This window comes from Paenibacillus mesotrionivorans, from assembly GCF_046098205.1.
In the GTDB taxonomy this organism is placed as follows: domain Bacteria; phylum Bacillota; class Bacilli; order Paenibacillales; family NBRC-103111; genus Paenibacillus_AR; species Paenibacillus_AR mesotrionivorans.
Genome location: NZ_JBJURJ010000003.1, coordinates 400,746 through 426,908 on the forward strand (window position 1 = coordinate 400,746; position 26,163 = coordinate 426,908).

The window sequence follows — 26,163 nt, forward strand, 5'->3', positions numbered from 1 at the left end:
ACTTGAATCTTGCCTTATTCCCCTGCTGCTTCATCCTTAGCGGGACCCGCCAGCTTTTGCTTCAGGGCTTCCAATTGCTCGTTGACCTTCTCTTGTTTGGCCAGATCAACAGTGGTGTAGGAGGCAACACCGGCGCTGGACAGGTACGGCTTGCCGGCAATTTCAGCCTCGGCTTCCAACTGCATGATCTTCTCTTCCATACGGTGGAATCCTCTGGAGGCGTTGCCGCCCTCAATGGTGTTGTGGTTGGTCACTTGGGCCATTTGCTTCTTGGCCTTGGCCAATTGCACACGGGAGATCAGCTCGTTGCGCTTGTTGCGCAGCTTGTAGAATTCATCCTTCATTTCATGCAGCTGACGGGTCAGCTCCTCGGCTTGAGCTTTGGATTGGGCATGCATTTCCAGATATTCATTGAGCTTTTGGTCATGGTACAGCTTCTCTTCCAAGGCTTGACGGGCTACAGCTTCCTGCCCGTTCTTCAAGGCAGCGGCTGCTTGATTCTCACGCTCTGCACCCAGGCGGGAATGCTCAGCCACCCGTTGCTGGAGCTTGCGCTCATTGGCAATTTGCTTGGCAACTGTTACTTCCGCTGTGGCAATTTCCTCTTCCATGTCGCGGATGTACTGGTTCAGCATTACAATCGGATCCTCTACCTTATCCAGCAACTCATTCATCGACGCCTTAGTCATATCCTTCAGTCTTGTAAATACACCCATTGTTTTATTCTCCCTTCTCGTATTTGGCCACTTTGGCCCGGAGTTCTTCGATTTCTTTCCACATGGCTTTCTTCTCTACATCCTTCATCATCTCATCGATGGAAGGGGCTGCAGGCTGTGCCTGCTGGGGAGCGGACGGCCGGGCTGCATGAGCCGGACCGGTGTGATAAGGGTCTTGGGGACGGGCAGGACCGGATTGGTAAGCACCGCCTTGATAAGGTCCGCCGTAGGTATTGCCGTAGTAGCCTTGACCACCGCCGGGCGGGTACATCGGAGGAGGGGGATTAAACCCTGGCTCCTTCGGAATGACCAGACTTGCGATAATATAGATGGGAATCACGGTGCCGCCGGAGAAAAAGGTCGTTATCACCACCACCAGACGCAGAATGGTGGAATCGACATTCAGCTGCTCGGCAAGGCCGCCGCACAAGCCTGTGAGCTTGCTGTCCCTTCTGGACCGGTACAGTTTTGTCATGATTTGTCCCAACCTTCCTTTTCCAGCTTGCTCTTCAGCTTTTCCATCTCCACGTCCAGCGCGGATTGGACAGCTGCTCCTGCGGTATACAGGAAATCGCGGCCGGCCTGGCGGATTTCCCGCAGGGTTTTGGCCTCCATCTCCATATCGGAGACCTTATCCTCCAGCCGGGCGAACATCCGGGGCGTATCTCCCGTTTGTCTGCCCGCCATTCTGGCGTTCAGCTGCTGCTGCAGCCGCAGGGTTTCCAGACGAGCCTGGTAATAGCTGCGTTTGGCAGCTACTTCCTGATAATCGGCTTTCAACTGATTCAGCTGATCCTGCAGCTCCAGGATGGCGTTTTTGCTGTCCTCATACAAGCCGCGGTACTGCTCCGCTTTTTCCTCGTGAAGCATTTTTTCCTGGAGGGCCAGCTTGGCTACTGCCTCTTCCCCGGCCTTCAATGCGATCAGCGCCTGCTGCTCCCGCTTATCCCGCATTTGCTCCGCCGCGGTCAGCTGCTGCCGCAGCCCCTGAGCGTGGTTCAAACATTGCATGTATAAACGCTCGGATTCGTCAATCTGTTCTTTCTGGCTGTACAGGTACCGGTCAATCAGCTTTACCGGATCTTCCGCCTGCTCCAGCATTTCATTCAGCGTGGCTACGCTAATATCCCGGACCCGCTTCATAATGCTCATCTGTTCGTTGCCTCCTTGCCTCTATAGTCTATAATCATTAAATCATGGGGCGGTTGCGCTTCAGAAGAGATACTCCGTAGCCGATTAATGCAATCGCCAGCACCAGGCCGATAATCCAGGAGAGCTTGCTCATCAGCACCAGACCGCCGATGATCAGAATCACCCACCCTATAAACTTGCTGCCGTTTTTGACACTGTAGAAGCCCAGAGCCACCATGGCGGCTGCGATGATGAAGCCGGCGATATTGCCTAAGCCCAGCCTGCCTACCAGAATCAAGGCGCCGCAGGCGATAAGGAGAATGGCGAACCCGCTACCTCCGTTTCGTTTCATTTGTCGTTCACCCCTTTCGTTTATGTCCTTGTGTTGTTCATGTCTTTATTTTAGGCTATACCGGCTTTCTCCAAAACGGACCCGCGACTGTTTTTCGGACTGGACCTAAGTCGGGGACCGGCACCGCCTCAAGGATAAGCCGGGGACAGGCCCTGGCCGGACCCGGATGCGCGGGATGCATATTCAGCCTGCGGCAGGCGAACATTAACCCTATCCTGCAAGCGGAAGGAGGGAGTGTCCATATGCCGGAAAACAAGGTCCACCAAGGCAATTACAAGGGAACAGGCCGGATGAAAGCGGAGAACCAGGATATGGAGTTTGTGAACGATACGCTTCAAGTCGGCGCCGACAAGAATGCCTTCAAGGATGCGGACAAGAACCGGAAGCGGAAGAAATAAAGCTTCTCGGAGAATGCCGGCCTGCCCGCCTCTCGCGGCTTAGCCGGAGGCGGTTTAGGCAAGGTAGACATAAAAGCGCTTACGCAATGACTCTTGTTCGACATACTCCGACGTCCAGGGTGGAGGGGAAACCGCCGCTTTATCCTCAGTATGCTGACTATAGCCCCATCGTTACTGCGTTACCGCATGCCTCCAACACTCTTCCAAACCGCTAACGGAACTATCCGACCCTTACAATGTAAAATCGGGACCTTTAGAAAAATAACGGAACCCAGCGACTCTTAGAGTAACAAATTGCCGTCATTGAACAGCTATTTGTCTGCTAAGTGCTTCTGGGTTCCGTTAACATTACAAACCATCTGTTTTGGGCTTTTAAGTGTCGCTAAGTTCCGTTACAGCCGGAACCCGGGGGCTTCCAGTCTGTTTCGTTCCACTACAACGGTCTGCCCCGCTCCCCGCGTCCTACTCCATCGGCCGCGCATACTCCCAACGGCTCGCATACTCCTCCAGCAACGGATGCCGGGCACCCGCAGCCGGTGGAGCAACAACCAGGCGCAGCTGGCGGATCCATTCCTTGAAGGAATCATACCCCGCCCACTTTAGCGCCAGCCTCTCCGGCATCCACACAAAAAAGGGACCGCGGTGCTTCTCCGTAAGAAAAGCCAACGCCGTATCCACAGGCGTATACTTCTTCCGCTTCCCCTCCCACTGATCCAGAAGGGCCCGGGCTCTCACAGGCAGATATGGCTCCGCTTCCTCCATGGCCGCCTCCAGCTCCTGAACCCGCCGGTAATAAGGAGAAAGCTCCGCAAGTCCCATCCGGCGCCCCGTCTCTTCGTGGATGGGATAGAGCACAATCCGGTCGAAGCCCCGCAGTCCGGCAAAGCGGTAAACCTCCGCCAGCCCGGAGACGGCTATATCCGTGAAATCCCCGTATACGATCAGTGTCCCGGTTCTAACCTCTTGCGGCGGCTCATAACCAAAAGGGACCTGTTTGTTTTCGTTGGCCACCATTTCCCCTCCATTCCTGGATTAATCGGATGCCGTCAGAAAAAGTCCAGCAAAAAGGGCTGTCCATCCGGCAAAGCAGCTTCCAACAGCTCCAGTTGGCTGGGGTCGCCTGTCAATAGACCATGCTCATACCAAAAGGAGGGCCGCTCATAACCCAGCAGCATGGAAGTGAGAATGCCGATCCCGCAGGACAGTCCTTCACCCTCCGCGCTTTCCCCGCCAATGGGTCCCCGCCGAACCTTGGGTCCAGGGCCTTGCTCCTCCGTACGCACCGTATAACTGCCTTCATTCCATGGGGCTTGCTCATCGCGGATATGGAGCTTCAGTTCCCCTGCAGCTCCAGGACGGAAAGCATAACCGTTCAGAAAAGCCTCGGCGTCCACCAGCCTTGCCATAGAATACGGCACCGTTTCATGGCTGATGCGCGGGTCCTTAAGCAGCGAAGCCAGCCTGTCTGCCGGATGAGCCATCTTCAGCACAACCTTGCCTTGGCTGCCCAGCATGGAATCATGATCGGCTACGAAATTCCATAAGCCCCTATAGGCTTCCCCGTCCAGGGCTACCCATTCCTGGATTGTTAAGATGCTGTCTGCCACCTTGTAGAGCATATATCCTGTTGCACGTCCGTCTCTGTCACAATAAACAGCTCCTAAGCCCCCTTGGTTTTTCCGAGCCAATACCCCTTCCACCCACCATTTGCGGGTGCGGACCATCATGCCGTTATGGCGTGTGGCGTAAGCCTCATAAACCGGCGCCAATACCTCCAGGTCAACGGTACGTTTGATCCGTCCGGAAGCCGCCGGAAACCGGGGCAGCTGGTGGGGGGCCAGCTCGTATTTCTTGTATTCGGTATTGGCTTCCCAGCCGAATCTCCGGTAAAACTCGAACTTGAAGGGATGGAGCATAGAGATGGTTTGGCCTTGTTCTTTCATTACCCGCAGCGAATGGGTGAGCAGGTCCGCCACTCTGCCGCCGCGGCGTTTCTCCGGCCAGGTGGCAACAGCGGCGATTCCACCCATAGCCAGCGGCCTGCCGCCCACATAAATCTCCATAGGCAAAAGCATCAGCTTCGCTTCCAGCCCATCCTCTCCATAACAACCCCAGTTCTCAGAGGGCATCAAAGTTGCGGCCCGTTTAGCCCGCTCCTCAGGTGTCAACGTGTACTGAAATGCAAAAGAGGAAAGACGTGAGTATTCCTCCCTTTCATCCTCCTGCATCTGGCGAATCTGTCTCATTCCTTGTCCTCCAATCGGTTTGCCAAAACATTGGCGCAATCCGGGCATACGTCCATACCACCCAGCGGCCCCGGCATATAGTGTATTATTCGTTTCCGCATTACCCCCGCTTGAAACTCTTGAGGGGAGGTGAACAACAATGGGTTATGCTGCTGCAGCTGCAGGTTGCGGTCCCGTAGGTGGCGGTTTTACCACTACTGGCGTTATTCTGGTGCTCTTCATTTTGCTGGTGATCATCAGCAGAGCATGGGTATTCTAATCTGAATCTCCCTTCGCTTTTCAAAAAGCCTTTCGGCTAATGCCGGAAGGCTTTTTGCTAGGGCGTATTTGCAAACACGCCCTATTTTATCCCCCGATCTGGGACATCCTCCGCACCGTTGGGGTATGGGATGCCCCGGTATCGGACATGGCCAGAGCCATCTCATGGTTTTCAGGTTTGGTCGCCAGCGCTTTGCGGATCAGTATACGGAGCGCTTCGTCATCTCCGATGCTGCTTCTTACATGGAATTCATCGGACCAGTACAAACAGGGTTTGATATATCCGTCTGCAGTCAACCGCAGCCGGTTACAGGCCTGGCAGAAATGGTCGCTGACCGGATGGATCAGCCCAAAGGTACCCTCCGCCCCCTGAAGACGGTAATTCTCCGCAGGCCCATTGCCGGTTATACCCCCGGCAGGCTCCACAGCCAGGCCCAAGGCCTCCGCTTGGCGCAGCACCTCTTCCAGAGGCAGATATCCGGACTTCCAATCCTTCCCGCTGTGGCCGATAGGCATATATTCAATAAAACGGACATTCAGTTTGCGGTCCAGCGTTAGCTTCAGGAAATCGGCGATTTCATCGTCATTGACCCCTTTGACCAAAACCACATTCAGCTTCACGGGATCAAGCCCGGCCCGGAGAGCCGCGTCCACACTGGCCAGCACCTTCCGGATATCGCCGCCTCTTGTGATCAGACGGAACCGGTCCTCCCGCAGGCTGTCCAGGCTGATGTTAATCCGGGTAAGCCCGGCCAGCTTTAAAGCTTCCGCTTTTTTCTCCAAAAAGATGCCGTTGGTCGTCAATCCGATATCCTCGATGCCGGGAACCGCCGCCAACATGGCGACCAGCTCCGGCAAATCCTTGCGCAGCAGAGGCTCACCCCCGGTTAGCCGCAGCTTGCGGATGCCCATGCCGGCCAATACCCGGACAACCTCCCGGATCTCCTCGGCCTGCAGAATGTTTTCCTCAGGTTCAAACTCCACACCCTCCTCCGGCATACAATACACACACCGCAGGTTGCAGCGGTCGGTTACGGATATCCGGATATAATCATGCTTGCGTCCGTGTTTATCCGTCAGCTGCTCCTCCATGTCTCCACCTCCTGTCTCTAAGAATCTCCAGCTCCGCATGGAACAATGTCTTTGTTTCAGCCACCATAGCGCGGATTTCAGGCAAGGTGGCGCGGTCAATATGAATACCGGCCACCACCGTAACCGCTTTGCCCAGCGTGCTGCAGGCCATATCCGCCAGCTCACGGGCAAGCTCGGCCTCCTTGTGGCCGGGCAGCCCGATGACCTCCGTATGGACGCCGCCGCCTTCGGTGGGATACGAAACCGCTGTTGCACCGATATGGGCTTGTCCTCCGGTAACCAGCAGAATATAGTCCGCGCCGGCTTCGATGGTCCGCACAGACAGCCCGTAGAGATTGCGGATTGTCATCTTCTGACCCCTTTAACGTTTTCATATGATTATAACAAACAAAAACGCCGCCTGCATGCAGACGGCGTAACATTATGATCACATATCAGGATACTTTAGCAGGAAAAAAACTGTTCCAGATCCATCAGCATTTGCTCCGCCAGCGGAAACAAATTCTCTTCTTCATTGCGGAAGTGACCGGCAAGCACATTGTAGGCCTCCAGCAGGGAAGCCGCAGCCTCCTTGGCCTTCTCACTGTTGACGGGAGCCGAAGCCCCTTCCAGGATTTGCAGGAAGCGCATAATATGGCCGTGAGCCAGCTTATGCTCCTGCTCCAGCGCCATCAGCTGCTCCAGATCCTGGCCGGAATAGTCGCGCACCATGGGAAACAGGACTTGATCCTCCCACAAGGAGTGGGCATCCATTTTCTCCACAAACTGAATGGTTTTGCCGCGGAGATAGTTCAGAGATACGCTCCAATTCAGCACATCCTCATCCTGTCCCACTACCTTGGCCATGCCATAAAGCTCCATCATTTCCCGCTTCAGCAGCTCATGCTCTTCCTTCAGCTGTTCCATTCCGTCTCCCAGCACGTCTACTGTACTAACCACTTGCTCTTCACGGGATAACGTTTGAAGCATGTTCATCCACTCCTCTGTATTCATCGCCACAATCGGGTGTGATGCTTATGGCAACCTCTATCTTCGATAAATATAATTTATATGGCGATAACTTATACCATCAGTATAGTCTCTGCCATATGGTTCATCTGTGATTATAATCACAAAGTATGCCGCTGAATATTGCTAACTTGTGTCATCTCATTTTTTCCCTTCACTCCAAAAAAATACCCGGCCTCCCGCTGCTGTTCACCAGGAACAGAAGGAGAGAGCCGGGCACCAATATGAGGACGAAGAATTAACGGTTGATCATGCCGCAGCTGTCTGCTTTGCCGCAGGTGGAGCTGGCGCTGCCGCAATTGCAGGCGGTGCCGCCGTTTTTGCGATTCTTCAGATAACGGAAAACAGTAAAGCCGACGATGCCGACAACCACTGCGATAATAATTACATCTGCCATGTGAATCCCTTCTTCCTTATGAGTATGGCGATGGATGGACTTGACTCTAGAGTCCGATTCCCAGGAGACGGCCGACTTGATATACAAGAAGCGAGATGGTCCAGGCAATGCCGCATTGGTAGGCCACGGTGAACAGGGTCCATTTCCAGGAGCCCAGTTCCTTCTTGGCTGTGGCGATAGCCGCAAAACAAGGGGCATACAACAGAACGAATACCATGACGGAGAAAGCCGCAAGCGGCGAGAAATATCCATGCAGGGCAGTGCTGAGGGCGTTGGTCAGCTCTTCCGTGCCCTCATTGATGTAGAGAATTCCCAAGGTGCTGACTACCGCTTCCTTGGCGATCAAACCGGTCAGCAGCGCAGCGCCTACCTGCCAGTGCACTTCGCCGGTGCCGTTAATCACACCGAAGCCGTTCCAGGTAAAGATCGGAGCGATCAGCTTGCCGATGGAGCCGAAGATGCTATCTGCAGCGTCCCCCACCATATGGAAGGAGAAATCGAAGGTTTGCAGCACCCAGATGACTACGCTCATGGACAGCAGGATGGTACCCACCTTCACCACATAGCCGCGGGCTTTTTCCCAGGTATGCATCATAACGGACTTCAAGGAAGGCAGTCGGTACGGCGGCAGCTCCATAACAAACGGAGGTGCTTCACCCTTAAATACCGTTTTGTTCAAAATGATACAAGAGAGCATGGCCACAAGAATGCCCAGGCCGTAAATACTGAATGTGACAAGCCCCTGATTGGAGGCGAAGAAGGCGCCGGCGAACACGGCGTATACCGGGATCCGGGCTCCACAGGACATAAACGGCATCAGGGTGATGGCCAGCTTCCGGCTCCGGTCATCCTCCAGGGTCCGGGTGGCCATAATGGCGGGAACGCCGCAGCCATACCCCATCAGAAGCGGAACGAAGGCTTTGCCGGACAGGCCAAAGCGTCTGAACACACGGTCCATCACGAAGGCGATGCGGGCCATATACCCGACGTCCTCCAGAATGGACAGACAGAGCATCAGGATTACAACAAGGGGCAGAAAGCCGAGTACTGATCCAATACCTGCAAAGATACCGTCAATTACCAGGCCCGTAACCGTATCGGATGCTCCGACGGTTTCCAGGAAGGTCGCTACCCAGCCCGGGATGGTTTCCCCGGTGAATTCTGCGAAGGGATCGGCGATAAGTGCAGCCACCGGACCCAAGGAAATCTGGAATACGGCATACATAATCAATATGAAGATCGGAATGCCCAGGTAGCGGTTGGTGACAATCTTGTCCACCTTATCGGAAAAGGTCAAATCCCCTTCCTTTCTTCCCTTCTTCACATGCTTTTCGATGGCTTCACTGATATATTTGTAACGCAGGTCGGCAATCATCGACTCCAGATCACCCTCGGCGCCTTCGGCCTGGGCCACGATCTTATTGACGGAAGCCGTCATAGCCGGGCTCATGTTAAGCTCTTCGATTGCTTTTTCGTCTCTTTCCAGCAGCTTCACGGCATTGTAAAGCGGGTTGGGGTAATTATCCTTCTGCAGAAGCTCACTCAGCGCCTTGACGGGTGCTTCCAGCTTGGTGCGCTCAAGGGCAGTTTTGATGGCACGCTCATGCTTGTGGTCCAAGGACAAGGCCCGCTCCAGCAGCTCCTTGATCCCCTGATTCTTGGTGGCGGTGATGGGAACCACGGGCACACCCAGTTGCTTCTCCAGACTGGCCGCATCAATGCTGTCTCCCCGGAGCTTCACCTCATCCATCATGTTCAGGGCAATGATCGTAGGAATCCCCAGCTCCAGCAATTGGGTGGTGAGATACAAGTTCCGCTCAATGTTGGTGGCATCCACGATATTGATGATTACATCCGGTTTTTCCTTGGAGAGAAAGTTGCGCGCGATAATTTCTTCTTGGGAATAAGGTGACAGCGAGTAAATACCGGGAAGGTCAATTATGGTCACATTTTCCTTTACCTTTTTGCACTTTCCCTCTTTACGCTCCACAGTTACCCCGGGCCAGTTGCCAACATGGGCATTGCTCCCCGTCAGATTGTTAAATAGGGTAGTCTTTCCGCAGTTAGGATTGCCAGCCAGGGCAAATCTGTACGCCGCCATACTCATTCTCCATTCTTACGTGAAATTTGAACTATTTCTCGACTGTGATTTGTTCCGCTTCGGACTTCCGCAGGGTCAGCTCGTAGCCCCGCACATTAATCTCGATGGGATCTCCCAAGGGAGCCACCTTCCGCATAATGATCTTGGCTCCTGGGGTAATCCCCATATCCATCAATCTTCTCTTCACCGGGCCGCTTACCCCGATGCTTTTGATCACGGCGGTTTCGGCAGGTTTCAGGTCCTTCAGGGAAATGTCCATATAGTCCTCCATCTAAGGTTGATTGATAATGATAATCATTCTTAATAAAAAGCGGGACATCTCCCTTGGAGGAGCCCCGCCGCTAGTTATTCAAATTACGGATTGACCATCAGTTGTTGAGCGACGCCTTTATTGAGGGCCAGTCTGGAGCCCTTCACGCTGACGATGAGGTTGCCCTTCATCTCGGATACGACGGAAATAAAGACTCCCGGTACAATGCCCAGTCCAGCCAGAAACTTCTTGGTATCCTCCTTGGCTCTGCACTCATTCACAACGGCTTCTTTTCCTATAGGAAGCATCGTTAACGGCATAATTCCCGCTCCTTTCATTAAGAAAAAACGGATGATAGTTTATCTTATTCATGACCCGGTAGTGATAATCACTTTCACTGTTACGATAAAAATACACCTTCTACCCCCCTGTCGCTGTGAAATAAATCACTAGTCAATAACCGCAACCTGCCCATTTATCCTCAATTTCCACATCATTTGTCGTTTTGTCACATTTATCCGTCCCATGCAAAAGCCTCCAAAGCGTTTCTCCGTCCGAACCGCAGTAGTGTGTTCACCTTTCCGCAATAAAAAAACAGCCCCTCCTTTTAGGAAAGGGCTGCTTCTCCGGCATGCTTCAATGCCGACTCGTATTCTTCGGGTGTGTTCATATTCGTAACAAATTCCAGGCCGATATGCTTTTCTTCAAAATGGGCCTCCGGCGCCTCCTGCCAATAAATCATCCGCAGCATTTCGGAAACCCGTGACTCCCCGGACAGGAGCAGCGCCGATATGGCATCCGCACAGCCTTTGGAATAAATCCCGTGGAGGGGATGGGACCGTCCTTCAATAACCGGGACCACCGCATCGCATTTCAGGGTAGCCTTCAGCTCCTGCATGGCTGTAGCGGCGGAGGAGGACAGGAACGGCATGTCGCAGCCGACAATCCATACCTCCGGATTCCGGGCCAAGGCCAATGCCGCATGCATGCCGGACAACGGCCCCTTGCCGGGATAATAATCGGTAATGATCCGGATGGAGCGGTCGAGAACCGGCAGAAACAGGGTCGGCTGGTTCGTCACCACGATAATTTCCTCACAAACCTCGCTCAGCGTTCTGATCTGACGCTGGATGAGCAATTCACCGGAAAAAGGAAGCAAGGCTTTTTCCTTGCCCATTCTCCGGTTTTGGCCTCCGGCCAATATGGCGCCCGTAAGCATAGCTTCCCATCCTTTCCGTGTATCTATCGGTTATTGCTTCTTTTTGCGGATCATCTGCAGAACGAGCACCTTCTCCGAATCGGTAAGCAGGTTCTGGGCCAGTTTAAAAGCGGCATTCTCTTCCTTATAACAATGATCCCCGATGACTTGGCAGGCCCGCCGGAATTGAGCGGCAACCTTCTGGAATGCAGCCTCGTCGCCGGGATGCTCCGCCAGATGGTCCATGGTTGCTTCCAGCTCATCGAAGGTCTCTTCCAGCAGCTCATGCTCATACTTCATAACAGCAGCCGGACCTTTATCAGTATCCAAATATTTGGACAGGACACCAAGCAGGATTTGCTCCTCCTTCTCGGTATGCAGATTCCAGGCACTCCGCAGCTTCTGCTCCCGGCGGATCCATTCCCGCACGAAGTCCTCCCTGCGCACCGAGGACTTAGCTGCAAATTCCCAAACCTGCTCCATCCCTCTGCGGAGCTTGGTATGCTCCCGGCTCAGCAATTGAAGGGCAGGCGCCATGCCTGTGTTTGGCTTGATGCTGTCCGTTGCCGCAAATCCCTTCAGCCGTGACATTAGCCAACACCTCCCGACGGGCCCTGCAATGGCTTTCTGACATGGTTGAAGCCAATGCCAATAAAAGCTTTTTATCATCAAGCCCGGTAGTTATTTACGTTTATTTATCTACTTCCATGATACCCTGTGCCCGCCGTAGTCGTATGTTAACTATATCACAGCGGCAGCCCCACCAAAAACGCAAAAAACCAGCCCGCAGGCTGGTTAAAAGACTCGAAAGCGTTCGAAGCATGTCCGTTTGACCCGATTTGGAAAGAAGTTTCGAGTGACCGGGCTGGTGCTTAAAATACCAAGGTTTGGATGGCATGGGCAGGGATAACCGCCTCCGCCAGCTCCTCCTTGTACCGGAGGACAAAAGGAAGCTCCTCCTCTGTCCGGTTTAACACCACCACGGCAATGGTGCCGTCCTCATTGAGGAAAGCGGTGGTTTCCAACTGGTCCGTGTATTTGGTGCAGCCGATGCGAACGGCTCCGGGCCGGATATATTTGCTGAAGTGTCCGATGTAATAATAGGAGCTTCCATAGATAACCGAATCCGTAGTGGTATCGGCAATAATCGGCGCGTCGCAGAAATTGCGCACATGGTTGGGTCCGCCCTGTTCGTCCAGCACGATGTTCCAATCCGTCCAAGCGGTCATCCAATGGTTCAGATTGCCCATGATATCATGGCCATAACGCTCCCCGGTTAGCCAGGACCCGGCATGGACGCCGAAGAATTCCTGACAGCCTTCCGTGAAAACCAGCGCCTTATCCGGAAAACGGTCATGAACGGCGGACAGCGCTTCGAAGTGGTCCCCGGAGTACCAGTGGAAGCCGATGCCCCAGATGTACTTGGACGCCGCGGCGTCCGTGAAGGCTACCTTCGCCCTGTCATAAACCCGTTCCTTGTTATGGTCCCAGATCATCACCTTCACATGGGACAGCCCATGCTTCTCCAGGGCGGGACCCAGATGCTCCTTCACAAAATCCCGTTCTTCTTCGGCGGTGTAGATGCAGGAATCCCACCGCTGCTTGGCCTTGGCTTCATTCTGGACGGTTAACCCCCAGATATCCACACCTTCGGCGGCATAGGCCTGTATATACTTCACGTAATACTCGGCCCATACCGGCCAGTATTCCCGGAGCAGGTGGCCGCCATGGTTCATTTCCCCGTTGGACTTCATCCACGCCGGCGGGCTCCAGGGGGAGGCAAACAGCTTAAAGCCGGAGCCCGCCGTCTCCTGTGCCCTGCGGATCAGCGGAATCAGCGATTGTTTGTCCCGGGAAATATCGAAGTGTTCCAGCTCCGGGTCCTGTTCCTCCACATAGGCGTAATTCCCCAAGGAGAAATCGCAGCTGTTGATGTGGGTCCGGCAGAAAGTATACCCCAAGCCGGTTTCCTGCCCGAAGTAAGCCTGCACAATCTCCTGGCGGCTTCCTTCCCCCATCCGGTCGATGGTTACGGATGCGGCCTCCGTCAGAGCGCCGCCGAAGCCGATCACCGTCTGGTACCGCACATCATCATAAATATTGATCAGATGGTTTTCGGTACCCTTTTCGTCAGGTTGAAAGGTTATGCTTTTCTTCTCGGCCAACCGGTCCGCGGTATCCTTTGCCGTCTGGATGAGCCGCACTGTCCTGCCTTCCATAATGGTCACCACTTTTCAATAGGATGTACCTTCATCATAGAAGAAAGGAAGCGCCGGATGTAGAGACTAACTAACCGCAAACCTCAACGATCTGACTGAGCGATAGCTGCCGGATGCTCTCTGCGGTATTTGCCCGGGGATATCCCGTATTTTTCCCGGAACACCCGGTGGAAGAAGGTGTAGCTGCCGAAGCCGGAAGCCTCCGCAATCTGCTCCAGTGTCATCGGTGAAAGCTCCATCAGCTGCAGCGCAATCTCCAGCCGGAGCTTATGGGCGTATTGAAGAATGGACAAGCCGAACTCCTGCTTAAAGAGGCTGACCGCTCTGGATACACTGAGCCCGGCATGGCCCGCCACTTCCTTCAGTACAATAGGCTTCACCGCATGCTCTTCAATATAATATTTCATCCGCAAGGCATAATGGGAGCTGGCCGTCAGCATCCCTGCCGCCTCCTGCACCGTACGGTCCATCATATAACAAAGGGATTGCATCAACGACCGCACCAGCGCGGGATTAGCCTCCGACATCCGCCGTGCCTCCAGCACCAGCTGGTTCCAGACTGCCGTAAGCCGTTCACTGTCCGCTACCTGGGTGAGTCTTGGGCGGGCTGCCGACTTCCACCACCGGTCGATCCATTCCCCTTTGCACATCACATAATAATCGCCGCTAAACTCGGCCTGCTGCCCGTTTTGGACAGTCCGCATCTCATACAATTCCCCCGGTTGAAACAAAAGCAGCTCCCCGGGCAGAATCCGCCGGTAGCCGCCGTCCATCCAGATCTCGCAGAGTCCTTCGGTCTGCAGCCGGAAAATATAAATATCCAGCCCATGCCGGTAAGTCTGCCGGAAGGGCTGGGTATGAAGGGAAAGACCGCACAGCTGAATCTCAATGGAACCGGAATCCTCCACTGCCGACGCCTCCGAACTCTGCTTAACTTAACCGTTTGGCCAGCGTATCCCGCCAGCTTTGGGACAGCTCCGGTACGGCCAGAAGCCGTGCGGTTTCCTCCTTGTTGTCCTTGGCGGTGTACATAATCCGGTTGGCCTCTGCCACGCTGATCCCGGAAGGAGACTGCTCCACCAGGACAACCTCATCCCCCGGCGCAGTGAAACCCTCCTCCAGCACCCGGAAATAATAGCCTGTGTAGCCGGTGGTTTGCACCAGAAGCGGCATGTCCGTCCGGTTGTACTTATGCCCCAGCTTGTAGCAGGGCTGCCGCGGCTGGCTGACCTGCACCAGCGCCTCTCCCATCCGGAAGATATCCCCGATGCGGACCTCCTGCTCCGTGAGCCCTTCCATGGTTACATTCTCCCCGAAGGCGGCCGAGTCCAGGGATAGCCCCAGTTCCTTCTCCCAGAAGGCGTAATGCTCAAAGCCATAGACACAAACAGCCTTATCCGGTCCGCCGTGATTCACCCGGTCCGCCTGGCCGTCCTCCGCATATCCCTCAACCGTCAGAAAGAGCCTTCCTTCTGCCGGTCGTTTGCCCATACCCGTGGTAAACTCCTTGCCGCCCCAAAGGTATGCGGCCGGTTTTCCGACTTGCAGGCTCTTGAGCCTGCCGGTTTGTTCCTTCGCCATCCTGCCAACGCCTCCACATCAAGTGATCCTCACTGCCACGCTTGACCAGGCATTATCCGCAGCTTGTCCCGTTCTCCAGATGTCTGACGCAGTTGTGCAAGCTGCAGCTCCAGCCCTCAGGCGTTTTTTCCAGCACATTCACGCAGGTATTCTTGAGGCCCAGATAACCGAATGCGGGGAACAACGTCTCCACCAGGGCGCCAATCAGCGCTCCGTGGGACACCAGCAGCACCCGTTTGCCCGGATGGCGGCGTTCCATTTCCTCCAGTAGCTGCATCCCCCGCTCTACAACGGCCTCGCGGGTTTCCCCGCCATGCTCCGCATTCTTCCAGTCGGGGCCCCAGCGGTCGATCCGCTCCTGCTCGGTAGTCCCCTCCAAAGTGCCGAAGGAACGCTCCGCCAGGAGAGGATCATACCCCGTCACCTGGATGCCCATATGCCGGGCAATAATGTCCGCAGTTTCCCTTGCCCGACCCAGGTTGCTGGAGTAAATGTAATCCCATTCCTCATCCTCCATACGCCTGCCCAGCAGCTCTGCCTGCCGCCTGCCCTCCGCATTCAGCGGAATGTCGTTTTTGCCCTGCATGCGGCCTTCCTGATTCCAATCCGTCACACCGTGTCTGACCAGCCCGATTGTCGTCATGCTTGTGCGTATCTCCCTCGCGATTAATCCTCTTGCGCCTATCCGCGGCTCTATTTTTCTGTATTATGCTTCCTGCGGCGGGCATTCATCATGCCCTGCCCATTTTTCCGCCCATTCCTGGACTTCCTTCATGGCAAACTCCAGGCCCTTGCCTTTTTCCGTCAGCTCATATTCGATCCGTACCGGGGTCTCGGGGTACACGTGGCGGATAATAATGCCCGCGGCCTCCAGCTCCTTGAAGCGCTCCGACAGCATCCGGTCGCTCATTCCGGGGATAATGTCGGACAAATCCTTAAAGCGCTTGGGACCGCTTAGCAGCACCTGGATAATCAGGCCCGTCCAACGTTTGCCCAGGAGCTCAAAAGCAGCCTCAAACTTCGGACATAATGTATGGGGATTCGACATTTAGCATCAACTCCTTTTGTTAACTTTATTTTACCATAGTCGCTTTACAAAAGTAAGTTTTTTGCACAAAAAACAGATTTGCGGCCGCACTCACGGCTGCCGCAAATCTGTCCTCCCGCTTACATGAACGTTAAGGTTTGGGGTAATAGGCAAATCCGGGGTAGGTGACCACCGGCCATTTTTCCTTCCGCAGCGCATCCAGCACCTCAGGACCAACATTCAGGTTGCCCGCCACCAGTTCCTTCGGGGTTAAGGCCATCCACTGGTTCAGGGACACATCCTGGAACCGGTCGCTTTTGAACATTTCCAGAAACCAGAGGGTTTCATCGCCGGTATTCTGCACGTAATGCCCCTGGGCAAAGGGCACGTAACCCACATCCCCCGCCCGGAAATCAAAGGTTCGGGCTGCTCCATTGCCGGCGAAAACGGTCATGCGTCCCTGGCCGGTGAGATAATACTGCCATTCGTCATTGTTGGGATGCCAATGCAGCTCACGCATGGCGCCGGGTTTGATTTCCACCAGTGCCGCGGCGATGGTCCGGGAAACCGGGAACACGCTGGAATCCACAATCCGCACACTGCCCCCGGGCAGGGCGATGGGAGGCTGAGCCAGCAGTTTGTAGGTGAAACTTTGAGGCACTGTACCATACGGGGACTGAACCTTTTGGGAGTCGATGGGACCGGGCACCTGATCCTGATAAATATAGACCTGGCCGTCGGGAATCCGGGCAAAGGCCTCCATCGGCACCCCGAAGTTGGCGGACAGCACATCCTTGGGCGTATGGGCGAACCAGTCGGAGATGGACAAGGTATTCAGATCGGAGAAGTGCCCGTCATCAAATACCAGCAAAAATTCGCAGCCGTCCTCCAGCCCCTGAATGGAATGGGGAATACCTGGAGGGAAATACCAGAGATCACCCGGCCCCACATCGGCAATAAAATTAGTTCCGTTCTGGTCAACAGCAGTGATTCGGGCATGGCCGAGCAGCATATAGGACCATTCCGCCTGCTGGTGCCAATGAAGCTCCCGGACTCCCCCGGGGGTCAGACTCATATTTACACCGGCCAGAGTCGTCGCCACCGGCAGCTCCCGGATGGTGATCTCCCTGGACCAGCCTCCCTGATTCAGCTGCATATGGGTATCGGAAAAGGAGAAGCGCAAATTGGGGATGAGTCCCGCATCTGTGGCCGGAGGTACCAGCATATCCGGATTCTGGCGGTCCCGCATCAGATCCCTTGGCCCACAGTCAACGTTCCCGAAGCCGCCCTCCCGGATGGGCTGGGGAATATGCTCGGACGGCGGTAAACGGCTTGTCATTTGATCCACTTTCCCACCTCATTATCGAATCATGTCTGCCGCAATGTATATGCGTGGCGGAAGCGGATTATACCGGACGCTCCGAGCTGCAAGTCCTGCCTTTTAGATAAGGTTCATGTTTTCCTCCAAAAATTGCTTCAGCACCAAGGCATGGTTACACTTTGTATCCTTAGCTGCATAAACAAGGGTCACTGGTCCGCTGCGGAGTATCCTGCCTAACCGCTCCAGCTCGTCCTTCCTGTCTTCGCTCTCTAACTCCTCCCTGTACAACCGGGTAAATTCATCGAATTTCTCCGGCCGGTGATTGAAGCTTTTCCGTAAATCCGCGGAGGGGGCGATTTCCTTCATCCAGGCATACAATGCCGCCGCTTCCCGCGTCACGCCCCGGGGCCACAGTCTGTCCACCAATATCCGTTTGCCGTCCTCTTCGGACGGCTTCTCATAAATCCTTTTAATCTGAAGCATGGTCCAACCATTCCCATCCGGTATATTTGCAATCTCATAATTCTGTGATGCCAATCACAAGTTCAGCCATTTTTTTGCGCTAATCTTACTGGAATAACATGGTCCACGCCGAAGGCCGGATGATGTTATGGAAGCCTCGAAACCGGCACAGCCGGTTTGAGGGCCTTCTACGATGAATCATCCTCCATGGTGCCGCTTGCTCAAGCACCATGATGGCTATAGGAAATAGGAGGTGTGTTTTTTTGACAGGGGCTGAATTGTTGATTGACTTATTGCTTGAGCAGGGGGCAACCACGGTATTCGGTTATCCGGGAGGCGCTGTGCTCCCCATCTACGATGCGCTGTACGATTGCCCATCCCTCCGGCATATCCTGGTCCGCCATGAACAGGCTGCGGTACATGCGGCCGACGGTTTTGCGCGGGTAACCGGCAAACCCGGCATCGCCCTGGTAACCAGCGGTCCTGGCGCCACCAACGCCATAACCGGAATTGCCACAGCGTATATGGACTCTGTGCCGCTTATCGTGTTGACGGGACAGGTTTCCACCCACTTGATCGGATTGGACAGCTTTCAGGAAGTGGACATCTACGGGATGACGATGCCCATTACCAAGCATAATTTCATGGTTATGGATGCGGCCGAGCTGCCGAGAATCATCAAAAGCGCCTTTCATCTGGCCACCACGGGCCGCCCCGGACCGGTGCTCATCGATTTGCCCAAGAACATCATGCAGGGTCCTGCCCCCAGCCGGAACGAACCGGTGGAGCTTTCCGCCGTTCCCCAGCTGAAGGGCTACAAGCCCGATACGGTCATTCCCGAGGAAACCCTACAGCATGTATTCGAGAAGCTTGCCCAGGCGAAGCGGCCTGTTCTGCTCACAGGAGGCGGCTGTATGTCCGAAGTGGCCTCCGGGCAGCTCCTCACATTAGCCGGACAAGCCAACATTCCGGTTGCCTCCACTTTCATGGGGCTGGGAGCCTTCCCCACCGGTCATCCGCTGCACTTGGGCATGGTAGGAATGCACGGCACCGTGGCCGCCAATAATGCCATCCAGCAAGCGGATGTGCTGCTTTGCCTGGGTGTGCGCTTTAGCGACCGGGTATCCGGCAATCCCAAGGCGTTTTCCCCCCACTCGTACAAAATCCAGGTGGATCTCGACGAATCGGAGCTGAACAAGAATGTCCCTGTGAATGTGGCCGTTCACGGCTCTGTCCAGGACGTGTTCTCTCATCTGCTGGCCGGCGGATTAACCGGTTCTTGGGAGGAGTGGAACAAGCAGGTGCAGTCTTTTTCCCGGCGGATTCCCGCCCTGTCCACCAAGGGAGAAGGGCTGCTGCAGCCCCAGGAGGTCATCCGGATGATTCATGCCCAATCCTCCGGTGAGGCGGTGGTGGCAACTGACGTGGGGCAGCATCAGATCTGGACGGCCCATCATTATCCGTTCACCCGGCCCCGTTCCTTCCTGTCCTCCGGCGGCCTCGGCACCATGGGCTTCGGCTTGCCGGCAGCCATCGGCGCGGCCTCAGCCGGTATCGGGCGACCCGTGGTTTGCATAAGCGGCGACGGCAGCATCCAGATGAATATTCAGGAGCTGATGACCGCAGTCGATTATGATCTGGATCTAAAAATCGTGATCCTTAAAAACGGCTACCTGGGTATGGTCAGACAATGGCAGCAGCTCTTTCATGATAAACGCTACTCCTCCGTCAAAATCTCTTCCCCCGATTTCGCGGCGCTGGCCCGCACCTTCGGCGCCCGTGGCTATTATGCCCGTACCCGCTCCGAGGCGGAGTCCATTATCCGTGAAGCATGGGCCCAGCCGGGAGTGGCCGTGCTGGAATTTGATGTGACCGAGGAAATGAATGTGTATCCCATGATTCCCCCAGGCGGAGATGCCAGCCAGACCATCGAGCATGAATAACAGAATTGAAGGAGAATTCCCTATGGAAAAGATAAGTGTGAATCTCGAAAAGCTGTATTACGGATTTCCGGTGGTGTTGATCAGCTTTTATGATCAGAACGGCGTTCCCAATGTGACCACCGTCTCCTCCACCTACACCTTGAAGAATATGATGATGGTGGGTCTCAGCAGCAAGGGCTTCGCCGCCCAGCAGATTAAAGAAGTGAAGGACTTCGTGATTAACCTGCCCATGCGCACCATGGAGCAGGAAATCGGCATCTGCGGCTCTCACAGCGGACGCGACGCCAACAAATTCGATCTGGCCATGCTAACTCCGGTCAAATCCTCTGTAGTGAACGCCCCCATTGTCGGGGAATGTCCCATTGCTATCGAATGCACCCTGAAGGATGTCATTGAAAGCGATCATTTCGGCGGGTTAACCAATCTCATGGCTGAAATCAAAGGACGCTGTGCAGATGAAGGTTATCTGTCGGCAGAGGGCGGACTAGAGCTCTCCAGGCTTGATCCTATCCATTATTACGGGGACGGCAAAACAAAGGGCTTCAAATTCACCGTATAAATCGCCCCATACGAACCTCTCTTATCCGCTGGCCGGTTGTGCCGCCGGGCAATCCTGCTTGTTCCGATTACCTGACGGCAAACCGCCTTTATTATGTTCCCTGCATCTACCGGCACACACGGGTGATATACCCGCCGCAGCCGCATTCTCCCACATACACCACCTTCTCCACCGGCAGTTCCTTCTCTGCCAACAACCCTTCCAGCCGGGAAATGAACCATTCCTCAGGATTGCCCATTTCACCCGGTGTAATAATGTTCACATAGTGCTCGTATTTGGTTTGGGTCACCGCCTCTATCGAGGACTCCAGCATCTCCGCCTCTTCCCCGGGCCCATACTCCTCCTCCAGATTTAAGGACCAGTCCCCTTTATGCATGGCATTCAACGGAATCTCTTTCATTTCTCATTCCTCCATTCCCTCACACTATTCGGGTTCCGGCAAAAACCTGCCTTCGTGCTGCCATTTTAGCACATCTGCCGCTTTCTTTTGTGATTCGGCTCACGCTGCAGAGATTTGCCCTGACGCCGCAATACGTAAAAAAACCGCCAGGCATACACCCTGGCGGTCGGTTCCGTATAATTTTAGAAAAATTGCGGGTATTGCTTGGCCATCCCCTGCACCTGCTCCAGCAGACTATTGGAGTGCTCCGCCACAATGCTTCTCATAGCGCCTGCATCCCGCTTCCGGATCGCAGCCACCATCCGCATGTGACAGTCCATGTGGGACTGCTCGGCCCCGTACATTTTGCCGTACAGCAGCCGGACCCGGTTATAATGAGAGGTCACTTCTTCAATGGTGAACCAGGACAATTCCTGTCCCGCCGTCTCGAAGATAAGCTGGTGAAACCGGTTGTCCTTGCAAAAAAATTCGAAGAAATTCTTCTTGTCGGTATACTTCTTCTGCTTGCTGATCAGCTCCTGCATGGTATCCGCCACCAGCTCGCTGCACTTGAGGATGAATTCATCCACAACGGCCGTTTCCAGCGACGTCCGGATAAACCACTCCTCCCGGACCCGCTGCAGGTCAATCTTGGAGACCACGGTTTTGCGTTTGGGGTAGATCTCCACCAAACCTGACTGCTGAAGGCGCACCACGGCTTCCCGCACAGGTGTCCGGCTGACTCCGTAGCGTTCAGAGAGCTTCGGCACACTGACGTCCGTACCCGGCTCCAGCGTCATATTCATAATATCTTCCCGGATCTGGTTGTATGTGACATCATTTAACGAATTCGTGTTATTCATAATCCACGGTTTCCCTACACCTTCCTGAGCTCACTTCCAGAACATCACGAAATATTTTGTGGGCACTAGCAGCATCATAGCCATAATACAGAAGAACATCCAGCACAAAAGGAGAATATTCAAGTCCGTTCAGTTCCCGTGTAAATGCCATTGCTCCAATTTCGCTCAGGGTACGTATTGTAGAGACATTTTTCCACCCCAGAAAATTCCATAAACATATTTTCTCTGTGCGGGTATAAATTTCCTGCTCGAATTGTTCTTCTACAAAATGAAACAATTCATGCCCCAAGATAGTATTTATTATACCCTTTTGTGTAAAAAGTTCAACTATCCCGGGGTCTTCCGCAGCCGTCAGACGGACCGCCTGATCCACAGGCTCCTGCATGATGATGATTTGATCCGGAGGGGCAAAAGAAGCGAACAAAACCCGTTTTCCCACCATGGATACATCCCGGAACTCCACCTTCAGCTCCAGCTTTCCGGCGATTTCAGCCGCATCCGCAGTGCCATGCTGGTGAATGATCCGCCTGGCATATTCCTTGCCGCATGCGGTTGCCTTGGCTATCATCGCGTTCTGCTGGTCCGGTAAAATGCGTTTTTTGAGAAGTTCTCTGGAAAATGCATACCGTCCCCAGGTTTCATCATCCACCTGCAGTAATTGATGAATCATGTCTCTCAGCGTGATTTGCCCCTGCTCCTGCATAGCTTTCATTCCTTCCTCATAAAAAACCCGAGATTAGAAGACTACTCGGCTGCGTTGGTAAGCTAATATTCTGCGATAGGAACGGGAGGGAAAGGATGGCTTGAGGGCGAGTTTTTTGGCGGCTTTGAAACCTTAAAATTCTAATCCAATCAAGGCCGCCAAAACGTGTTTGAGCATCCAAGACATCCCTTTCCCGGAAGTGAGTGTCGCACCCGAATATTTGCTTACCACTATTACACCGGACAACCCTCTAGCTCTGCTTAATATTGGCCGCCACCACGATAATCTGCGTATCCGGCTCGAAGGTGGATACCTCAATATCCATCAGCAGCTCCAGCTGCTCGAAATCGGAGGCCGAGAAGTCCATAATCCGCGCGCCCAGACACAGATAGAAGTCAGGCCGGGCAATCAGCTCGGTTTGATACACCGCCATACTTTCCCACAGCTTCTTCACGGCATCGAGGTAATCGCCTGCCGTGGTTTTGATGGCCATCCCCCGGCCACGCTGCACCTTGATGAAACCCTTGGTGTCGAGAATCCGAATAGCCCCGGCATCTCCCGCCTTGCTGTTTTGCTCCCCGTAGATGGACACATATTTGGTCTTCTCCAAAAGCCGGGTCTGCTCCACGGAAATCCGCATATCGTTGGCCGCCAGCTGCCGGAGCTCCTCATCCGTACATTCCTTCAGCAGTTCGTTGGTTTTCACCTCGGTAGAGCCGGTGGCGATGGCGGTCACCTTGGAGGTCTGCGGGTCAATATCAATGTGGATTTCGATGCTCTCCGGCGTTGCTCCGCTTTGGATGGCCTTATTCATGGCCTCCACCTTCAGCGCGCCGATCATTTCCTTAGTCGGGGAAGGAATAATCCGTTCCACCACATCCCGCACCATGGACAACGCCACGCCGATAGATGAAATAACTTCCGCATTTTCAGGAATACTATACTTCAACCCCATTTTTTCGGCAAAATATATAATTAGGGAAGCGGCGCCCCCGCCAACGCCAACCAGGGAAATCTGATCCTTCTCCAGCTTGTACTTCTCGGCCAGGGACAGAATAACCGGTTCAATCTTGGCGTATGCCTTCTCCATAATTTGCTTCGCAATATCCTCGGCGGTGGTACCGCAATAGTCGGCCAAAGCCTGCATGGCTTTCCGGGCGGCTTCCACATTGCCGTAGGAGAAATGCTCCTGCTTGACCAACCCCAGCACATTGGCCGCACAGGAGTTGGTGATGGTCACCCGGTCGCCGTTTTCCATACGAATGGCCACATAATCGGCAGGATCACCCGGCTTGGGAGAGAAAAACTCCACCTGGGGTCCTTTAATCCGCCCAGGTTCGGTAAATACGGAATAATCCAACCCAGCGATGTGTGCTGAACGCGGGCCCACATCCACAATGCCGCTTTTGTTGGCACGGACCATAGAGCCTCCGGCTACACCCAGCACCCGCACATCCAGGGAATTCACATAAGTAGGGTGACCGCCGACGATGGAATAGTCAATAGCCGGACGGCCGTTTTTGATAACCCCGATATTGGTTGTGGTGCCGCCCACTTCGAAATATACACCGTTGGATGCTCTCAGATACATCAAGGAGCCCATAACGGATGCCGCCGGTCCGGACAGCATGGTGAGCACGGGACGTTTCTTCATCTCGCTGATTTCCATAACGCCGCCGTCGCCTCTCATAATCATCAGCGGAACATGGACGCCGGCTTCCCTGACAGAACGCTCTGTGGAGTTCGCCGTATCCAGCATCTTCGGCAGAATACTGGCATTGATCGCTGCCGTTCTGGTCCGTCGGGTCAGCCCATACAGCTTTGTTATATCCGAGGCCATGGTGGTCGGGATCCCTTTTTTCTCCGCTTTTTCATAAACGACTGCTTCCGGTCTGCCGTTGTCCACACCAAAGGCCATGGACGGCACAATGACCTGGGCTCCCTGCTTCACAAGGTCATTAATGACATCCAGGACGGAAGCATCGGTCATCTTCTTGATATTGATAAAGCTGTTGAAAATCTTGATTTCCTTGCCGTTACCCAAATCTATATTTTGCAGCTTCGTTTGTCTTTTGGCAAAAAAGCCTTCCAGGCCGCCCTTGCTCATGCCGATAATCCCAACCTGGGCAATATCCCCTTCAATTAAAGCGTTCGTAGCTTGGGTGGTACTGTGGGCAACAAATACCACATCTTTGGCTTCGATATTATTTTCCTTCAGACAGTTTTGAAAGCATTTGACAACCCCCGCAGCCACACCCTTGGGATCATCATGTGTGGTTTTTACCGACGATTTGCCGATAATCTCCTGTGTTTCATTGTCGATGGCCACTGCTTTTGTATGTGTTCCTCCTACATCTATTCCCACTCTAACCGATTTACTCATGGTCGTCCTCCGATTCTTTTGTAATGGTGGAATGACCGGCTTTTACACAAGTGCAAAAGCCGGTCAGGTAAACGCGTAAGCTTAAACCAGACTACCGTACATAAAAAATACGATGGCGCACAGAATAATTCCGATAATCCAGCCTGTAGGAATGGACATCTTCATATAATCTCTTGCAGGCACCTTCGTGTAGCCGAAGCCCCACGCAACCCAGGATTGAGTAACGTCCAAATGCTGAGGCGCAACGGTAGTAATGGCGAACAACGGATAGAGGAACTGCACGGGCCATGCGGCCGTGGATACCACTACAGCCAGGATCGCCGAGCCGGAGCCTACCAGGTTCATCGGGCCACGGAAGAAGCCCAGCGGTGTTAATACAGCAAACACGATACACAAGAGAAGCGCCGAGGTAGGCATTACACCGTTCAGCAGGGTTTTGAAGTACGGTGAGGCATAGGTTGCCGCGTTATTAAACATGGACAGAGTCAACAGGAAGCCGATCATAGGCGCAACATCGATGGCCCCGTCGGAAAATTGTTTGGAGAGCATCCGGGACACATTGCTGAAGCCACCCTTCAGCTTTCCGCAGGTCAGCAAGGCGAACAGCGAGGAGAAGATAAAGCCGAAGATAATCGGCACCTTGAACACCACCACGCCAACAACCGGCAGAATGATGGAAATCCACGAAATAGCCGGGGCATCCTTGGTGGAGCCCTCATCCGCAGTTGCCGCCCATGCACGGGTCAGCTTCTTGCGGTTCATGAAGAGGTTGGCCACAACCAGCACAACCAGCAGGGAAACACCCATACCGATCATCCCGAAGTTAAAATAAGCGTTGTAATCATAGCTGGCATAGCTTTTTTCGGCTGTTGCAAAAATCGCCTGGTACTGCTTGAAGTTGACGATATTCCCGAAGATACCGGCCATAATCGATCCCATAAAGGAGAAGAGTGCAATCGGAGCGGGAATACCCAGCGAAAGCATAATCGGCAATACAATTACTGCGATGGAGATAACCGGCCCGATGCCTGTCATGGAGGTGAAGATTATGGCGGTGACGATACATAAGAGGGACATGGTCACCCGGGGTTTATCCCCGCCCAGCTCGACTACCTTCCGGATCAGCGTAGCTGCAATACCTGTGTCAATGAGCACCCTGCCGAAGAAGGCGCCGAAGAAGATGTTGACCAGAATGGCCTTGCCGTAATTCTCCGGCCCTGTCTGAAATACGTTGGTCAAAACGTCGATCAGTGATTTGCCTTCCATAACGGAAGTGGGGTGAATACTGTTGCCGATCAAGGCAATCGTTGTCCAGAGGACCGACATTACAAAAAAACCTACCATGAGGTTATAACCCTTTACGCAATACCACACCAAACCGAAAAACGATAAAATCATGATGAAACCGATTACAACATTCGTAACATCCACACAATTTCCTCCCTTTAATTGATCAACATGTTGGTTGTCTAACATGCTACACACCGATACTAACATGTTAGTTATTTGCCGTCAATATATTTTTTAACCGCTTTCATAATGCACAAAAAACAGCCGTTCCCCGACAATTTCGAAG

The 26,163-nt window shown here is 53.9% G+C and carries 31 protein-coding genes; 4 read left to right on the forward strand and 27 right to left on the reverse strand.

The genetic code is table 11. The features are described from left to right. Positions 1–14: 14 nt before the first annotated feature. Genes ACI1P1_RS06285 through ACI1P1_RS06300 form a run of 4 tightly spaced genes read right to left on the reverse strand, consistent with a single transcriptional unit; the run spans position 15 to position 2,199 of the window. Positions 15–716, reverse strand: a complete 702-nt coding sequence (locus tag ACI1P1_RS06285) for a PspA/IM30 family protein (protein ID WP_416215520.1) — start codon at positions 714–716, stop codon at positions 15–17. A 4-nt stretch (positions 717–720) separates the two neighbouring features. Continuing rightward, positions 721–1,191, reverse strand: a complete 471-nt coding sequence (locus ACI1P1_RS06290; RefSeq protein ID WP_416215521.1) for a PspC domain-containing protein — start codon at positions 1,189–1,191, stop codon at positions 721–723. Further along, positions 1,188–1,868: a PspA/IM30 family protein gene (locus tag ACI1P1_RS06295; RefSeq protein ID WP_416215522.1), complete on the reverse strand. Its 681-nt coding sequence runs from the start codon at positions 1,866–1,868 to the stop codon at positions 1,188–1,190. Before ACI1P1_RS06295 ends, ACI1P1_RS06290 begins: the two co-directional genes overlap by 4 nt. A 37-nt stretch (positions 1,869–1,905) precedes the next feature. Next, the gene (locus ACI1P1_RS06300; RefSeq protein WP_416215523.1) at positions 1,906–2,199 is read right to left on the reverse strand and encodes a LiaF transmembrane domain-containing protein; all 294 of its coding nucleotides are present in this window, start codon (positions 2,197–2,199) and stop codon (positions 1,906–1,908) included. Between the two features lie 242 nt (positions 2,200–2,441). Between ACI1P1_RS06300 and ACI1P1_RS06305 the strand changes: the two genes are divergently transcribed. Further along, entirely contained in the window at positions 2,442–2,597 is a 156-nt protein-coding gene (locus tag ACI1P1_RS06305; RefSeq protein ID WP_416215524.1) for a hypothetical protein, read from the forward strand. Positions 2,598–3,059: 462 nt separating this feature from the next. Here the strand turns inward: ACI1P1_RS06305 and ACI1P1_RS06310 are convergent, their stop codons facing one another. Together ACI1P1_RS06310 and ACI1P1_RS06315 are read right to left on the reverse strand one after the other, a co-directional pair. After that, the gene (locus ACI1P1_RS06310) at positions 3,060–3,611 is read right to left on the reverse strand and encodes a hypothetical protein (RefSeq protein WP_416215525.1); all 552 of its coding nucleotides are present in this window, start codon (positions 3,609–3,611) and stop codon (positions 3,060–3,062) included. A 32-nt stretch (positions 3,612–3,643) separates the two neighbouring features. Further along, positions 3,644–4,843, reverse strand: coding sequence for a GNAT family N-acetyltransferase (locus ACI1P1_RS06315; RefSeq protein ID WP_416215526.1), 1,200 nt, complete (start codon positions 4,841–4,843; stop codon positions 3,644–3,646). A gap of 139 nt (positions 4,844–4,982) precedes the next feature. Between ACI1P1_RS06315 and ACI1P1_RS06320 the strand changes: the two genes are divergently transcribed. Continuing rightward, positions 4,983–5,102, forward strand: a complete 120-nt coding sequence (locus ACI1P1_RS06320) for a YjcZ family sporulation protein (RefSeq protein ID WP_416215527.1) — start codon at positions 4,983–4,985, stop codon at positions 5,100–5,102. Between the two features lie 86 nt (positions 5,103–5,188). Here ACI1P1_RS06320 and moaA read toward each other — a convergent pair whose 3' ends face one another. The 16 genes from moaA to ACI1P1_RS06400 all read right to left on the reverse strand — a co-directional run bounded on the left by moaA (position 5,189) and on the right by ACI1P1_RS06400 (position 17,778). Next, positions 5,189–6,193, reverse strand: coding sequence for a GTP 3',8-cyclase MoaA (gene moaA / locus ACI1P1_RS06325; RefSeq protein WP_416215528.1), 1,005 nt, complete (start codon positions 6,191–6,193; stop codon positions 5,189–5,191). Further along, positions 6,171–6,542, reverse strand: coding sequence for a prenylated flavin chaperone LpdD (lpdD, locus tag ACI1P1_RS06330; RefSeq protein ID WP_416215529.1), 372 nt, complete (start codon positions 6,540–6,542; stop codon positions 6,171–6,173). Before lpdD ends, moaA begins: the two co-directional genes overlap by 23 nt. 95 nt (positions 6,543–6,637) lie before the next feature. Continuing rightward, positions 6,638–7,162 carry a hemerythrin domain-containing protein gene (locus ACI1P1_RS06335; protein ID WP_416215530.1) on the reverse strand — a complete coding sequence of 175 codons (525 nt, stop codon included), beginning with the start codon at positions 7,160–7,162 and terminating at the stop codon, positions 6,638–6,640. Positions 7,163–7,439: 277 nt separating this feature from the next. Beyond that, entirely contained in the window at positions 7,440–7,598 is a 159-nt protein-coding gene (locus ACI1P1_RS06340; RefSeq protein ID WP_416215531.1) for a FeoB-associated Cys-rich membrane protein, read from the reverse strand. Positions 7,599–7,644: 46 nt separating this feature from the next. Beyond that, positions 7,645–9,699: a ferrous iron transport protein B gene (gene feoB / locus ACI1P1_RS06345; protein WP_416215532.1), complete on the reverse strand. Its 2,055-nt coding sequence runs from the start codon at positions 9,697–9,699 to the stop codon at positions 7,645–7,647. Positions 9,700–9,730: 31 nt separating this feature from the next. Continuing rightward, positions 9,731–9,958 carry a FeoA family protein gene (locus ACI1P1_RS06350; protein WP_416215533.1) on the reverse strand — a complete coding sequence of 76 codons (228 nt, stop codon included), beginning with the start codon at positions 9,956–9,958 and terminating at the stop codon, positions 9,731–9,733. A 95-nt stretch (positions 9,959–10,053) separates the two neighbouring features. Next, positions 10,054–10,269 (reverse strand): FeoA family protein, encoded by a 216-nt coding sequence (locus ACI1P1_RS06355; RefSeq protein WP_416215534.1) that lies wholly within the window; start codon positions 10,267–10,269, stop codon positions 10,054–10,056. Between the two features lie 287 nt (positions 10,270–10,556). Continuing rightward, the gene (gene mobA / locus ACI1P1_RS06360; RefSeq protein ID WP_416215535.1) at positions 10,557–11,168 is read right to left on the reverse strand and encodes a molybdenum cofactor guanylyltransferase; all 612 of its coding nucleotides are present in this window, start codon (positions 11,166–11,168) and stop codon (positions 10,557–10,559) included. A 30-nt stretch (positions 11,169–11,198) separates the two neighbouring features. Further along, on the reverse strand, positions 11,199–11,738 hold the full coding sequence (locus ACI1P1_RS06365) for a hemerythrin domain-containing protein (protein ID WP_416215536.1): 540 nt from the start codon (positions 11,736–11,738) through the stop codon (positions 11,199–11,201). A gap of 281 nt (positions 11,739–12,019) precedes the next feature. Continuing rightward, positions 12,020–13,366, reverse strand: coding sequence for a glycoside hydrolase family 30 protein (locus ACI1P1_RS06370; RefSeq protein WP_416215537.1), 1,347 nt, complete (start codon positions 13,364–13,366; stop codon positions 12,020–12,022). Positions 13,367–13,449: 83 nt separating this feature from the next. Next, the gene (locus ACI1P1_RS06375) at positions 13,450–14,274 is read right to left on the reverse strand and encodes an AraC family transcriptional regulator (RefSeq protein ID WP_416215538.1); all 825 of its coding nucleotides are present in this window, start codon (positions 14,272–14,274) and stop codon (positions 13,450–13,452) included. A 22-nt stretch (positions 14,275–14,296) separates the two neighbouring features. Next, positions 14,297–14,947: an MOSC domain-containing protein gene (locus ACI1P1_RS06380; RefSeq protein ID WP_416215539.1), complete on the reverse strand. Its 651-nt coding sequence runs from the start codon at positions 14,945–14,947 to the stop codon at positions 14,297–14,299. 52 nt (positions 14,948–14,999) lie between these two features. Then, a complete protein-coding gene (locus ACI1P1_RS06385) occupies positions 15,000–15,590 on the reverse strand; it encodes a histidine phosphatase family protein (protein ID WP_416215540.1) in 591 nt (196 codons plus the stop codon). A gap of 63 nt (positions 15,591–15,653) precedes the next feature. Beyond that, positions 15,654–15,995, reverse strand: a complete 342-nt coding sequence (locus ACI1P1_RS06390; protein ID WP_416215541.1) for a winged helix-turn-helix transcriptional regulator — start codon at positions 15,993–15,995, stop codon at positions 15,654–15,656. 130 nt (positions 15,996–16,125) lie between these two features. Beyond that, on the reverse strand, positions 16,126–17,313 hold the full coding sequence (locus tag ACI1P1_RS06395; RefSeq protein ID WP_416215542.1) for an oxalate decarboxylase family bicupin: 1,188 nt from the start codon (positions 17,311–17,313) through the stop codon (positions 16,126–16,128). A gap of 102 nt (positions 17,314–17,415) precedes the next feature. After that, positions 17,416–17,778: a DUF488 domain-containing protein gene (locus tag ACI1P1_RS06400; protein ID WP_416215543.1), complete on the reverse strand. Its 363-nt coding sequence runs from the start codon at positions 17,776–17,778 to the stop codon at positions 17,416–17,418. Positions 17,779–17,987: 209 nt separating this feature from the next. On the opposite strand from ACI1P1_RS06400, the gene ilvB reads away from it, so the two are divergent. Both ilvB and ACI1P1_RS06410 read left to right on the forward strand, forming a co-directional pair. Beyond that, positions 17,988–19,700 (forward strand): biosynthetic-type acetolactate synthase large subunit, encoded by a 1,713-nt coding sequence (gene ilvB / locus ACI1P1_RS06405; RefSeq protein WP_416215544.1) that lies wholly within the window; start codon positions 17,988–17,990, stop codon positions 19,698–19,700. A 22-nt stretch (positions 19,701–19,722) separates the two neighbouring features. After that, positions 19,723–20,259 (forward strand): flavin reductase family protein, encoded by a 537-nt coding sequence (locus ACI1P1_RS06410; RefSeq protein ID WP_416215545.1) that lies wholly within the window; start codon positions 19,723–19,725, stop codon positions 20,257–20,259. A gap of 106 nt (positions 20,260–20,365) precedes the next feature. Here ACI1P1_RS06410 and ACI1P1_RS06415 read toward each other — a convergent pair whose 3' ends face one another. From ACI1P1_RS06415 to ACI1P1_RS06435, 5 genes are all read right to left on the reverse strand, one after another. Beyond that, positions 20,366–20,659: a CGCGG family putative rSAM-modified RiPP protein gene (locus ACI1P1_RS06415; protein WP_416215546.1), complete on the reverse strand. Its 294-nt coding sequence runs from the start codon at positions 20,657–20,659 to the stop codon at positions 20,366–20,368. 182 nt (positions 20,660–20,841) lie between these two features. Beyond that, the gene (locus ACI1P1_RS06420) at positions 20,842–21,501 is read right to left on the reverse strand and encodes a GntR family transcriptional regulator (protein WP_416215547.1); all 660 of its coding nucleotides are present in this window, start codon (positions 21,499–21,501) and stop codon (positions 20,842–20,844) included. Beyond that, on the reverse strand, positions 21,494–22,213 hold the full coding sequence (locus ACI1P1_RS06425) for a hypothetical protein (protein ID WP_416215548.1): 720 nt from the start codon (positions 22,211–22,213) through the stop codon (positions 21,494–21,496). Before ACI1P1_RS06425 ends, ACI1P1_RS06420 begins: the two co-directional genes overlap by 8 nt. A 241-nt stretch (positions 22,214–22,454) precedes the next feature. Continuing rightward, a complete protein-coding gene (locus ACI1P1_RS06430) occupies positions 22,455–24,587 on the reverse strand; it encodes a hydantoinase/oxoprolinase family protein (RefSeq protein WP_416215549.1) in 2,133 nt (710 codons plus the stop codon). An 81-nt stretch (positions 24,588–24,668) separates the two neighbouring features. Beyond that, positions 24,669–26,018 carry a citrate transporter gene (locus ACI1P1_RS06435; protein WP_416215550.1) on the reverse strand — a complete coding sequence of 450 codons (1,350 nt, stop codon included), beginning with the start codon at positions 26,016–26,018 and terminating at the stop codon, positions 24,669–24,671. Positions 26,019–26,163 lie beyond the last annotated feature (145 nt).